We start from the raw sequence: 12,828 nt of genomic DNA, 5'->3' as shown, positions 1-12,828 counted from the left end.
CACAACAATAACCGGAGTTCTACTTATGAAACTGGGTACCACCTTGGCCGCCGTGGCGGCTCTCTCCCTGCTCGCCAGCAGTATCGCCATGGCAGCCGATGGCAAGACGTACAAAATCGGCGCCGCCGTCTACGGCCTCAAGGGCCAGTTCATGCAGAACTGGGTCCGTGAGCTCAAGGAACACCCGGCAGTCAAGGATGGCACCGTGCAATTGACCGTGTTCGACGGCAACTACGACGCCCTGACCCAGAACAACCAGATTGAAAACATGGTGACCCAACACTACGACGCCATCTTGTTCGTACCTATCGACACCAAGGCCGGCGTCGGCACCGTCAAGCAAGCCATGAGCAACGACGTGGTGGTCATCGCCTCCAATACGAAAGTAGCCGATGCCTCCGTGCCGTATGTGGGCAATGACGACGTGGAAGGCGGTCGCCTGCAGGCCCAGGCCATGGTCGACAAGCTCAATGGCAAAGGCAACGTGGTGATCATCCAGGGGCCGATTGGCCAGTCGGCGCAAATCGACCGCGAAAAAGGCGAGCTGGAGGTGCTGAGCAAGCACCCTGACATCAAGATCATCGAGAAGAAAACCGCCAACTGGGACCGCGCCCAGGCCTTGACCCTCACCGAAGACTGGCTGAACGCCCACCCCAAAGGCATCAACGGTGTGATCGCGCAGAACGACGACATGGCCCTCGGCGCGGTGCAGGCCTTGAAGTCCCATGGCTTGTCGTCCAAGGACGTGCCGGTTACCTCGATTGACGGCATGCCGGACGCGATCCAGGCGGCAAAGAAAGATGAAGTCACCACTTTCCTGCAAGACGCCCAGGCCCAATCCCAAGGCGCTTTGGATGTGGCATTGCGCGCACTGGCCGGCAAGGATTACAAGCCGCAGTCGGTGATTTGGGAGCGCTACGCCAAGGACGTGAAATGGGGCGATGGCACGGCCAAGAACTACATCCTGCCGTGGGTGCCGGTGACCAATGCGAATGCGGATGCGCTGTACCAGCAAGTCAGCGGCGGCAAATGACGGTTTAAACGTGTAAATGCAATCCAAATGTGGGAGCGGGCTTGCTCGCGAAAGCGGTGTGTCAGACAACACATCTGTTAACTGATACACCGCTTTCGCGAGCAAGCCCGCTCCCACATTGGATCTCCACTGTTTTCGAAAATGGAGTCATTCATGTCGGGTTTCTGGAACCAAGCCTTCGACCTCACCGGCCGTTGCGCGGTGATCACTGGCGGCGCTGCCGGCATCGGCCTGGCGTGCGCCGCCTTACTGGCCGAACGTGGCGCGCGCGTGGCCCTGCTCGACCGCGACCCGGCCGTGGTTGAAGTCGCCGCCAGCCTGGGCAACGGCCACTTGGGCATTGCCGTCGACCTCGGCCAGATCGGCCAGATACAAACCACCATCGACCAGGTGTTCGAACACTTCCAACGCCTGGACTACCTGATCAACAGCGCCGGCGTGGTGTTGCTGGACAAGGCTATCGATGTCAGCGAAAGCGCCTGGGACACCACCCTGGACATCAACCTCAAAGCCAGTTTTTTCGTGGCCCAGGCCTGTGCCAAACACATGCTGGCCCAGGGCAGCGGGCGCATCGTCAACCTCGCCTCCCAGGCCGCCGTCATCGGCCTGGATCGCCACGTCGCTTACTGCGCGAGCAAGGCGGCCATTGTCGGCATGACCAAGGTACTGGCCATGGAATGGGCGCCGCAGATCAACGTCAACGCCATCTCCCCGACCATCGTCGAGACCGCGCTGGGCAAAAAAGCCTGGGCCGGTGAAGTCGGTGAAAAGGCCAAATTGCAGATCCCGGCGGGCCGCTTTGCCCAACCGGAAGAAATCGCCGGGCTGGCGTTGTACCTGCTCAGCGACGCCGCGCAGATGATCACCGGCGCCAACATGGTGATTGATGGCGGCTACAGCATTCAGTAATTCATTTTTTGCCGTGAGGTCTTGTCATGTCCACCGTCACCGAACGCACACCTGAACAACTGTCCCCGGTCATCCCGAAAACCATGCAGGCCGTGGTCTGCCATGGCCCGGAAGACTACCGCCTGGAAACCGTCGACGTGCCCACACCCGGGCCCGACGAAATTCTGACCAAGGTCGAACTGTGCGGCATCTGCATGGGCGATATCAAGACCTACCGTGGCGCGCCGTCATTCTGGGGCGACGCCGAGCAGCCGCGCTACGTGAAACCGCCGATGATCCCTGGGCATGAATTCGTCTGCCGCGTGGTCGCGCTCGGGCCTGGCGCGGAAAAACGCGGTGTGAGCGTCGGCGACCGGGTCATCTCGGAACAGATCGTGCCGTGCTGGGGCTGCCGCTTTTGCAACCACGGCCAGTACTGGATGTGCCAGAAGCACGACCTGTATGGCTTCCAGAACAATGTGCAGGGCGCGATGGCCCAGTACATGATCTTCACCAAGGAAGGCATCATTCACAAAGTGCCGGAATCCATCGCACCCGACGAGGCGATCCTGATCGAACCGCTCGCCTGCTCGCTGCACGCCGCCGAACGCGCCAATGTCGACCATGACGATGTCGTGGTGGTGGCCGGTGCCGGCACGCTGGGCCTGGGCATCATCGGCGCCGTGCGCCTGCGCAACCCGAAAAAGCTGATCGTGCTGGACATGAAACCCGAACGCGCCGCCCTCGCCCTGCGAATGGGCGCCGACGAAGTGTGGAACCCGGCCGAAGTCGACGTGATGGCCAAAATCCGTGAAATCACCGACGGTTATGGTTGCGACATCTATATCGAAGCCACCGGGCACCACAAAGCCGTGAACCAGGGCCTGGCGATGCTGCGCAAGCTGGGGCGTTTCGTCGAATTCAGCGTGTTCAATGACGAGGCCACGGTAGATTGGTCGATCATCGGCGACCGCAAGGAACTGGACATATTGGGCTCGCACCTGGGGCCGTACATGTACCCGCGCGCCATCGACTTTATCGGCAACCGCAAGATCGACATGCGCGACGTGGTGACCCACAAATTTGCGCTGGCGGATTTCAAGGAAGCGTTTGCGGTGATGGAGCGTGGGGACAAGTCGCTCAAAGTGGTACTCGAACCCTGATTTCACCGACGCAGCCCCTTGTGGGAGCCGGCTTGTTGTGGCGAGCAAGCTTGCTTGCGCTGGGGTGCGAAGCAGCCCTTAAATCTTGGGAGCGCTTCGCACTGGAGCGCCAGCCCGGTCCAGCGGGAGCAAGCTCCCTCGCCACAACAAGCCAGCTCCCACACTGGATTGTTGTTATACAACGAGAACAAGAACAGGAACCCGCGTTATGAATCGAGTCATCAATGATCCGGACCAGGTGGTCGAGGACATGCTGCGCGGCATTCTGGTCGCGCACCCCGAACTGCGCCAATACGAGAGCAACCCTCGGGTGATCGTCAAGGCCAAACCTTCGGCACAAGGCTGCGTCGGTATCGTCACCGGTGGCGGCTCGGGCCATGAACCCGCCTTTCTCGGCTATGTCGGCCCAGGCTTGGTGGACGCCGTGGCCGTCGGCGAAATCTTCTCCTCACCCACCGCCAAAAGCTTCTTCGACGCCTTCCGCGCCGCCGACCATGGCGCAGGTGTGGCCTGCCTGTATGGCAACTACGCCGGCGATAACATGAACGTGAAGCTGGCCATGAAAATGGCCGCCAGCAAAGACATGCGCATCCGCACCGTGGTGGCCAACGATGACGTGGCGTCGGCGCCCAAGGCCGATATAGCCAAACGTCGTGGTGTGGCCGGGGAAATCTTCATGTGGAAGATCGGCGGCGCTGCGGCCGCCCAGCATTACGACCTCGACGGGGTGATCCGTGTTGCGCAAAAAACGGTCGATAACTGCCGCTCCATCGGTATCGGCCTGACGCCCTGCACCATCGCCGCCGTGGGCAAGCCGAATTTCCAGATTCCGGACGGCCAGATGGAGCTGGGCATCGGCCATCACGGCGAACCGGGCATTGAAGTCATCCCCATTGAATCTGCCGCTGCCATGGCCGAGCGCATGCTCGCGCCGATCCTCGCCGACCGCGACTTCAGCGTGGACGACAGCGTGGTGGTGCTGGTCTCGGGCCTGGGCGCCACACCGGTGATGGAGCTGTATATTTTCTACGCCGAAGTCGAGCGCCAGCTCACGGCCAAGGGCTTGAAGATTCACCGCTGCTACGTGGGCAACTACTTCACGTCACTGGAAATGATGGGCGTAACCCTCACCCTGCTCGGCCTCGACGCCGAGCTTAAAACCCTGATCGACCAACCCTGCCGCTCCATCGGCATGACCCAGGCGGAGTGAACCATGAGCCAGCATTTTTCCACCCGTGACGGCGGCGCCATCGTCAGCGACCTGGTCAGCGTGATCGTGGCCAACCGTGAATACCTCAGCGAAATCGACGGCGCCATCGGTGATGGCGACCACGGCATCAACATGGCCAAGGGCTTCGCCCATTGCGGGCGCACGATAGAAGGCCGCCAACTGACCCTGGCCGAGGCGCTGGATGAACTGACCCTGAGCCTGATGGAAGGCATCGGCGGTTCCATGGGGCCGCTGTATGGCAGCCTGTTTATCGGCATGGCCGATGAAGTGCGCGGCAGTGACGACATCGACGCGGCGACCTTCGCCCATTTGCTGCGCGGCGGCTTGACCTCGTTGCAGGACATTACCGAAGCCGGCGTAGGCGACAAGTGCCTGATGGATACGCTGATTCCGGCGGTTGGAGCCTTCGAGCGCGCCCATGCCAGCGGAGCCTCTTTCAACGACGCACTGGACGCCATGAAAGCCGCCGCGTCCCAAGGCCGCGACTCGACCAAGGACCTGATCGCAAAAATCGGCCGGGCCAGCCGTTTGGGCGAGCGCTCGCTGGGCGTGCTGGATGCCGGGGCGGTGTCGTGCTGCCTGATCCTCACCCGCCTGGCGGACTCAGTGCAGCCTCGCCTCACCTGACACCACAGGAACTGTGCCCTGTGCTCATCCACTCATTTTGACCTGCTGAATGTACCGCACCACCGCCGGCGCCTTCTCAAAGCGCCGGTGAATCAGCGACAACCACGAAGTGGCGTCATTGCCCTGAATGGGCCGAAACACCACACCCGGCAAACTTACATGCCCTACCAGTGACGCCGGCACCACCGCCACTCCCTGCCCCAATGACACCAGCGCAACCACGGCGACCAACCCACCCGGCTGCGGGCCGAGACGCGGTGCATAGCCCCCTCGCGCCGCCACGTGCAGGGTGCCGCTGATTTGTTCCGGCAGGATGAAGGTCTCGTTTTGCAGGTGTTCACAATTGATAGCCTTCAGCCCCAGCAGCCATGAATCCCGGTACAGCGCCAGCACAAAACCTTCGCTGTCCAGGCGTACGGCTTCCACACCGTCCGGCAAGGCCATCGGCGAGCGGATGTAGCCGATATCACATCGCCCATCCGCCACGGCGCCCGGCAAGGTTGCCATCGCACACTCACGCACATTCACGCTGACATCAGGAAACGCTTGGCTGAACGCCTGCATTTGCCGCTGCAATACGCCGGAATACACCGCCGAGGCCACATAACCCAGCTCGATATGGCCGATCTCGCCACGTCCGGCACGCTGCGCACTGCGCTGGGCAAATTCGAATTGGCGTACGGTGGCTTCGGCCTCTATCAGCAACGCCGCGCCCGCTTCCGTAAGGCTGACTTCGCGTTGCTGGCGGACGAACAAACGGGTGCCCAGATCGGTTTCCATGTCCTGAATCTGCCGGCTCAACGTGGGAGGCGCGATGCCCAACTGTTCAGCCGCGCGAGTGAAATTGCGCTGCCGGGCAACAGCCAGAAAGTAGCGGAAGTGGCGTATGTCCATCTCAGGATTAGCTCAAAGGTAATGAAGTGCTTCCAGGCAGCTAACAAAGGCAACGGCGGCCAAGGATAAGCTTGCAGCACCTCAACACTAAAGAGCCCCTGCGATGTCCGTCAACCGTCATTTCCGTATTGCCTGCAAGGTAATTAAGCCATGAGCCGGGTCAGCCCACGCCTGACGTTGCTCACCGCCTCGGGCGTCTGCTCGCTGATTGTGCTCGACACCAATATCGTCGCCGTGACGTTGCCGAGCATCGCCCGCGACCTGGGGGCCAACTTCGCCGATATCGAATGGGTGGTCAGCGCCTACATGCTGGCCTTCGCCGCCCTGCTGCTGCCCGCCGGGAGCATTGCCGACCGCTTTGGCCGCAAGAAATCGCTGATCTGGGGCCTGAGTATTTTCATACTGGCCTCCCTGGGCTGCGGCGCTGCGCCCAGTGCCTTGTTCCTGGACATTGCCCGCGCGGTAAAAGGCGTCGGCGCCGCCTTGCTGCTGACCTCAGCCCTGGCCTCCATCGGCCACACCTTTCACGATGAAGTGGAGCGCGCAAAAGCCTGGGCCTTCTGGGGCGCCTGCATGGGCGTGGCAATGACTGCCGCGCCAACCCTGGGTGGTTTGATCACTGAGTACCTGGGCTGGCGCTGGATTTTCTATCTCAACCTGCCGGTGGGCCTGGCGCTGATGACGCTGGCAGTGCGCGCGATTCCGGAGTCCCGCGACGCCCAGTCCGCGCGCCTGGACCCGTGGGGCAGCCTGGCGTTCAGCGCCAGCCTGCTGTGCCTGATCTGGGGCCTGATCGAAGCCAACCGCATCGGCTGGGGCAACCCGCTGACCGGCGCGCGCCTGGTGGGCGGCGCGTTATTGCTGGGCGTGTTTGTCATCGTCGAACGTGTGCAACAACGGCCCATGGTGGACTTGCAACTGTTTCGCCACCCACGCTTTATCGGTGCTTTGTTGGGGATGTTTGCCTACGCCGGTTGCGCCCAGGTGATGATGACGCTGCTGCCGTTCTACCTGCAAAACGGCTTGGGTTTCTCCGCCATCCACTCGGGCCTGGGCATGCTGCCGTTTGCCTTGACCATGCTGATTTGCCCAAGGATCGGTGCGCGGCTGGCCAGTCGTTTCGCCCCGGCAACGCTGATGGCAACCGGTTTGACCCTGGTGGGTTGCGGCAACCTGTTGAGCGCCTGGGCGGTCAATGTCGGCGGCTACCTGCCGTTCGCCCTGGCGATTGCCGTGACCGGTGCCGGTGCCGGCCTGCTCAATGGCGACACCCAGAAAAACATCATGGCCTGCATACCGCGCGACCGCGCGGGCATGGGGTCGGGCATGAGCACCACCATGCGTTTCAGCGCGATCATGTTGGCGATTGGGGTGTACGGCGCGCTACTGAGCAGCCATAGCGAGCAGTTGCTGAGCGCAAGTATCGGCGTGCAGTGGCAAACGCAGGTGGCGGGCATTGCGTCGCGGGTGGTGGCGGGTGATATGCCGGCCGCGATGGGCTTATTGCCGGAATCGGCACGGGCGCTGGTGCAGCCATTGGCGCGGCAGGCATTTGTGGGCGGGTTCAGCGGGGTGTTGTGGGTGGCGGGGTTGTTGGGGTTGCTGGGGGCGCTGGTGGTGGGGATTTTGATGCGTAACCCGATCCCCTTGGCGCAACAGACCTCCGCGCCGACACCAACCTGAATGTGGGAGCGGGCTTGCCCGCGATTACGGTGTGTCAGCCAACGAATAGATTGACTGAACCACCGCTATCGCGGGCAAGCCCGCTCCCACAGTTGGGGTTGCCTGCATCCCCGGGTTACCAGAACCGCTGCTGGGTCAGCCGGCTCCACCAGGTCAGCAGCACGCGGTCCACCGAACCGCTGGCCGCCAGGCCCACGCGCTCTTGCAGGCTTTTGCGCTCGGCATAGTGCAGGTGGAACACCTCGGCGGTCTTGGCTTTAGTCGCCAGGTACTCGTCGCTGGTTTGCAGCTCATCTACCAGCTGTTTGTCGAGGGCTGCAACACCCAGCCACACTTCACCGGTCGCAACATCATCAATCGCCAGCTGTGGGCGATAACGCGACACGAAGTTCTTGAACAGTTGGTGGGTGATGTCCAGGTCTTCCTGGAACTTCTCGCGGCCCTTCTCGGTGTTTTCGCCAAACACCGTGAGGGTGCGTTTGTATTCGCCGGCGGTCAGCACCTCGAAGTCGATGTCGTGTTTTTTCAGCAGGCGGTTGACGTTGGGCAACTGCGCCACCACGCCAATGGAACCGAGGATGGCAAACGGTGCACTGATAATCTTCTCGCCGATGCACGCCATCATGTAGCCGCCGCTGGCTGCCACCTTGTCGATGCACACGGTCAATGGCACACCCGCCTGGCGGATACGCGCCAGTTGCGAAGACGCCAAGCCATAGCTGTGGACCATGCCGCCGCCGCTTTCCAGGCGCAGCACCACTTCGTCCTTCGGTGTCGCGAGGCTCAGCAGCGCGGTGATTTCATGGCGCAGGCTTTCGGTGGCCGAGGCTTTGATGTCGCCGTCGAAGTCCAGCACAAACACACGAGGCTTGGCCTCGGGTTTCTTCTTGCCTTTTTTCTTTTCGGCTTTGCTTTCGGATTTACGCAGGGCCTTGAGCTGGTCCTTGTCGAGCAGGGTCGACTCCAGGCGCTCGCGCAGGCCCTTGTAGAAATCATTGAGCTTGCTGACCTGCAACTGGCCGGCAGATTTGCGACGGCCTTTGCTGCGCAAGGCCGCGAAGCTGATCAACACCACCAGAATAGCGACCACCAGGGTGACGGTCTTCGCCAGGAAACTCGCGTATTCAGCCAGAAAATCCATATGACTCCTTAAAAAATTGCACGGCGCCAGGCGCGGATTGCCCCAGCATACCGACGGCACTGCCTTCGAGCCAGTGCTCAAACCGCCAGCAGCGGCCCTCTAACGACCTTTTAAAACAAGCGTATGTTTTTTCATTGACAGCTCGCAGGCATCCTCATAACCTCGCCAGACTTTCAACGTACCGGGAAAACGGACGTGGGCAGCATCTATCTGATTCGACATGGCCAAGCCTCCTTCGGTGCAGACGACTATGACGTCCTGTCGCCCATCGGTGTGGAACAGGCGCAAGTGCTCGGCCGCCACCTGGCAGACCTGGGCCTGACGTTCGACCGCTGCATCGCCGGCGACCTGCGTCGCCAGCAGCACACCGCCACCGCCGCCTTTGATCAGTACACCGCCCTTGGCCTGCCCGTACCGCGCCTGGAAATCGACAGCGCGTTCAATGAGTTCGACGCCGAAGCGATCATTCGCGCGTTGCTGCCCGACCTGCTCGCCACCGAGCCTCACGCCGTGGAAGTGCTGCGCAACGGCGCGCAAAACCGCAGCGAGTTCCAACGCATCTTCGCCCTGATCATCGAGCGCTGGCTGGCCGGCACTTATGATCCGCCGGGCCTGGAAAGCTGGCTGGGCTTTGTCGAGCGCGTTCAGGGCGGCCTGCAACGCATTCTGGAAGCCGCAGGCAACGCCGACAAGATCGCCGTGTTTACCTCCGGCGGCACCATCACCGCCCTGCTCCACTTGATTACCCGAATGCCTGCCGCGCAGGCCTTCGAACTGAACTGGCAAATTGTTAACACCTCGCTTAACCAGCTGAAATTCCGCGGTCGCGAGGTGGCCCTGGCTTCCTTCAACGGTCATACCCACTTGCAACTGTTGAAGGCGCCGCAGCTCATCACTTTCCGGTGAATTGCGGCCAACCGTGACCCCAAGGTCACTGGACTCTACCTTAAAGGATCGAAACCATGACTGACGTAGCCAAAGCTGTAGAAGCAATGAAAGCCAAATTCAACCCGGCCGCCGCTGACGGCCTGGACCTGGTGTTCGGTTTCCGTATCGACGACACCCAGAATTTCTCGCTGGTGGTCAAGAACAACACCTGCGAACTGCTGGAAGGCGAAAACCCTGACGCCCAAGTGACTCTGGTCACCGACGGCGAAACCATGGAAGGCATCGTCAGCGGCGACACCGACGGCATGCAGGCGTTCATGAGCGGCAAACTGCGCACTGAAGGTGACATGATGCTGGCCATGAAGCTGAGCGAGCTGTTCCCGGCTTGATTCAAGGGCAACCTTGATCCCTGTGGGAGCGGGCTTGCTCGCGAAAGCGGTGTGTCAGTCAATGCATCTGATGCTGACACACCGCTTTCGCGAGCAAGCCCGCTCCCACATTTTTTGTCCGCGGTTTTACCTAGGCTTTCGGTTGCAGCAACAACGCCACCAACGCCGTCCACCCTGTCTGATGCGACGCCCCCAACCCCCGCCCGGTCTCGCCATGGAAATACTCATGGAACAACACCAGATCGCGGCTCAGCGGGTCGGCCTCCAGTTGCGCATACCCGGCCATCGACGGCCGCAGGCCATTTTCATCCCTCAGGAACAATCGCGTCAGACGCTGACTGAGGCTGTCGGCCACTTCCTCCAACGACGCCAGATAACCGCTGCCCGTCGGGTACTCCACCGAGAAATTGTTGGCGTAGTAACGGTGAAACTCGCGCAAGGATTCAATCAGCATGTAGTTCACCGGCATCCACAACGGCCCGCGCCAGTTGGAGTTGCCGCCGTACAAGCGTGAGTCGGATTCACCGGGCTGGTAGCGTGCGCACAGCGTGTCGCCATTCATCTTCAGCGCCAGTGGCTGTTCGGCAAACGCCTTGGACAGTGAACGCACGCCAAAGAGCGACAAAAACTCCTTGTCATCCAGCATGCGCCGCAGCAGGTCCTTGGTGCGCTCGCCCCGCAACAGCGCCAGCAACAGGCGGTTGCCCTGCCCCGGCTCGTTCCAGCGCGACACCAGCTTGGCCAGGTCTGGCCGGTGTTTCATGAAGCCCAGCAAGCGCTCACGCAAACCTTGCAGCCCTTCATGTTCACGCTGCTCCAGCACCAGCACCGCAAACAGCGGCATCAGGCCGACGATGGAGCGCAGGCGCACCGGCTCGTTCTGGCCGTCAGGGCGGTGCAGCACGTCGTAAAAGAATTGATCCTGCTCATCCCACAGGCCTTCGGCATTGTCGTCGACCCGGTTGATGGCGCCGGCAATGTAGAGGAAATGCTCGAAAAACTTCACCGAGATATCCACGTACACCGCATTACGCTTGGCCAGCTCCAGGCCGATGCGCATCAGGTCCAACGCGTAAGCGGCGACCCACGCCGTGCCGTCGGCCTGATCCAGTTGGTAACCCGGCGGCAAGGTGGCCGAGCGGTCGAACAAGGCGATGTTGTCCAGGCCCAGAAAGCCGCCCTGAAACAGGTTGCGCCCTTCGGCGTCCTTGCGGTTGACCCACCAGGAAAAATTCAGCAGCAGCTTATGGAAAATTCGCTCCAGGAAATCCATATCGCCTACGCCCGTCAGCGCTTTGTCCTGCTGATACACGCGCCAGCTGGCCCAGGCATGCACGGGCGGGTTGGCATCGTCAAAACGCCACTCGTAGGCCGGCAACTGGCCGTTGGGGTGCATGAAGCGGTCCTTCACCAGCAGCAACAGTTGTTGCTTGGCATAGCCCGGGTCGATCAGCGCAATCGCCACTGCCTGAAAGCCCTGGTCCCACGAGGCGTACCACGGGTATTCCCAGGTGTCAGGCATTGACAGGATGTCGAAGTTCGACAGGTGCCGCCAATGGGTATTGCGGATGTGCAGGCGCTCGGGCGGTGGCGCGGGTTGGGCCGGGTCGCCGTCGAGCCACTGGTTCACGTCGAAATAGTAGAGCTGCTTGGACCAGAGCAAACCGGCCAGGGACTGGCGCTGCACATTGCGCGTGTCTTCATCGCTGATGCCGTGTTGCAGGGCTGCATAGAAGTCATCCGCTTCCTGGCGACGCGCTTCGAACAGCTTGCGCGCATTGACCTGGGGCGCATCCGTGGGGGCAAAGCGCAGGTAGAGGATTTTGCTTTCCAGACCCGCCAGTTCGAGGGTAAAGCGTGCGGCCACCTTGGTGCCCGTGTCGCGGCGAATCGCCGACTGCACGCCGCCCACTACGTAATCGTTGATGCCGTCCTTGAAGGGCCCGAGCGCCGCCAGCCCGTCCAGCTTGGGATAGTTGGTTTCGTTTTCGCAGAACAGCCACTCCACCCCGTCCTGGCCCCAGGCACTGAGGTGGCGATCGGGCAGCTCGTGGTGACGCGCCAACACGTGATCGCCGTCCAGCGTCAACTGCGGCTTGGGTGCGTCGAAGGTCCAGCTCCAGTCGTTGCGTGCCCACAACTGGGGCAGCACCTGCAGGCGCGTCGGTTGGTCCGAGCGGTTATGCACGGTGACTCGCATGAAAATATCGTCGGGCTGGTGCTTGGCGTATTCGACGCTGACATCACAATAGCGGTTGTCTTCGAACACGCCGGTGTCGAGCACCTCGTACTCGGCATCGCCGAGGCCACGCCGGGCGTTTTCACTGATCAGGTCAGCATAGGGAAAGGCCGCATGGGGGTATTTGTAGAGCATGCGCATGTAGGCATGGCTCGGTACGCCGTCGACGAAAAAGTACAGTTCCTTGACGTCTTCACCGTGGTTGCCCTCAGCGTTATTCAGGCCGAACAGGCGCTCCTTGATGATTGCGTCACGCTCGTTCCACAGGGCCAGGCCCAGGCACCAGCGTTGCGCCTTGTCGCTGAAACCGGCCAGGCCGTCTTCGCCCCAGCGGTAGGCGCGGCTGCGGGCATGTTCATGGGGGAAGTAGGTCCAGGCGTCGCCGTCGGCGCTGTAGTCTTCGCGCACCGTGCCCCATTGGCGTTCACTTAAATAAGGGCCCCATTCGCGCCAGCTTGCGGCGTCATGGGTGGCCAGGCGTTGGCCTTCGAGTGTTTCAAGGATGTTGGCGGGCGTGACGGGCATCGGGTCCTCCAGCACTGACACAGTGGCGGCCAGTGTAGAACCCATCCGCCCCCGGATGCACATGAAGAGTCACCCCGGCGCTAAAAAGACTGAAGGCCGCGGATGAGGCGGCCTTCAGTTTTACAGC

11 protein-coding genes are annotated in these 12,828 nt (G+C 61.6%); 8 read left to right on the top strand and 3 right to left on the bottom strand.

Going from position 1 to position 12,828, the window contains the following annotated elements:
• The first annotated feature begins 25 nt into the window (after positions 1-25).
• From AB4P94_RS19980 to dhaL, 5 genes are all read left to right on the top strand, one after another.
• Positions 26-1,033: a substrate-binding domain-containing protein gene (locus tag AB4P94_RS19980; protein ID WP_395607065.1), complete on the top strand. Its 1,008-nt coding sequence runs from the start codon at positions 26-28 to the stop codon at positions 1,031-1,033.
• 153 nt (positions 1,034-1,186) lie between these two features.
• Positions 1,187-1,942 carry an SDR family oxidoreductase gene (locus tag AB4P94_RS19975; RefSeq protein WP_395607064.1) on the top strand — a complete coding sequence of 252 codons (756 nt, stop codon included), beginning with the start codon at positions 1,187-1,189 and terminating at the stop codon, positions 1,940-1,942.
• Between the two features lie 26 nt (positions 1,943-1,968).
• Positions 1,969-3,084, top strand: coding sequence for an alcohol dehydrogenase catalytic domain-containing protein (locus AB4P94_RS19970; protein ID WP_395607063.1), 1,116 nt, complete (start codon positions 1,969-1,971; stop codon positions 3,082-3,084).
• A 208-nt stretch (positions 3,085-3,292) separates the two neighbouring features.
• Positions 3,293-4,294, top strand: a complete 1,002-nt coding sequence (locus tag AB4P94_RS19965; protein WP_395607062.1) for a dihydroxyacetone kinase subunit DhaK — start codon at positions 3,293-3,295, stop codon at positions 4,292-4,294.
• Positions 4,295-4,297: 3 nt separating this feature from the next.
• Positions 4,298-4,942, top strand: a complete 645-nt coding sequence (dhaL, locus tag AB4P94_RS19960; protein WP_395607061.1) for a dihydroxyacetone kinase subunit DhaL — start codon at positions 4,298-4,300, stop codon at positions 4,940-4,942.
• 24 nt (positions 4,943-4,966) lie between these two features.
• Here dhaL and AB4P94_RS19955 read toward each other — a convergent pair whose 3' ends face one another.
• Entirely contained in the window at positions 4,967-5,836 is an 870-nt protein-coding gene (locus AB4P94_RS19955) for a LysR family transcriptional regulator (RefSeq protein WP_395607060.1), read from the bottom strand.
• A gap of 150 nt (positions 5,837-5,986) precedes the next feature.
• Here AB4P94_RS19955 and AB4P94_RS19950 point away from each other — a divergent pair, with 150 nt between their 5' ends.
• Positions 5,987-7,519 carry an MFS transporter gene (locus AB4P94_RS19950; protein ID WP_395607059.1) on the top strand — a complete coding sequence of 511 codons (1,533 nt, stop codon included), beginning with the start codon at positions 5,987-5,989 and terminating at the stop codon, positions 7,517-7,519.
• A gap of 115 nt (positions 7,520-7,634) precedes the next feature.
• Here AB4P94_RS19950 and sohB read toward each other — a convergent pair whose 3' ends face one another.
• On the bottom strand, positions 7,635-8,660 hold the full coding sequence (sohB, locus tag AB4P94_RS19945; RefSeq protein ID WP_395607058.1) for a protease SohB: 1,026 nt from the start codon (positions 8,658-8,660) through the stop codon (positions 7,635-7,637).
• 195 nt (positions 8,661-8,855) lie between these two features.
• Here sohB and AB4P94_RS19940 point away from each other — a divergent pair, with 195 nt between their 5' ends.
• Together AB4P94_RS19940 and AB4P94_RS19935 are read left to right on the top strand one after the other, a co-directional pair.
• Positions 8,856-9,566, top strand: a complete 711-nt coding sequence (locus AB4P94_RS19940) for a histidine phosphatase family protein (RefSeq protein WP_395607057.1) — start codon at positions 8,856-8,858, stop codon at positions 9,564-9,566.
• Positions 9,567-9,622: 56 nt separating this feature from the next.
• A complete protein-coding gene (locus AB4P94_RS19935; RefSeq protein ID WP_016969749.1) occupies positions 9,623-9,937 on the top strand; it encodes an SCP2 sterol-binding domain-containing protein in 315 nt (104 codons plus the stop codon).
• 130 nt (positions 9,938-10,067) lie between these two features.
• On the opposite strand, the gene AB4P94_RS19930 is transcribed toward AB4P94_RS19935, so the two are convergent.
• Complete coding sequence (locus AB4P94_RS19930) at positions 10,068-12,701, bottom strand: MGH1-like glycoside hydrolase domain-containing protein (RefSeq protein ID WP_395607056.1); 2,634 nt, start codon at positions 12,699-12,701, stop codon at positions 10,068-10,070.
• Positions 12,702-12,828: the final 127 nt, after the last annotated feature.

Source organism: Pseudomonas sp. B22129 (genome assembly GCF_044218875.1).
In the GTDB taxonomy this organism is placed as follows: Bacteria; Pseudomonadota; Gammaproteobacteria; order Pseudomonadales; family Pseudomonadaceae; genus Aquipseudomonas.
Note: the sequence above shows the minus strand (reverse complement) of the source record. Positions and strands in the feature narration are given on the sequence as shown.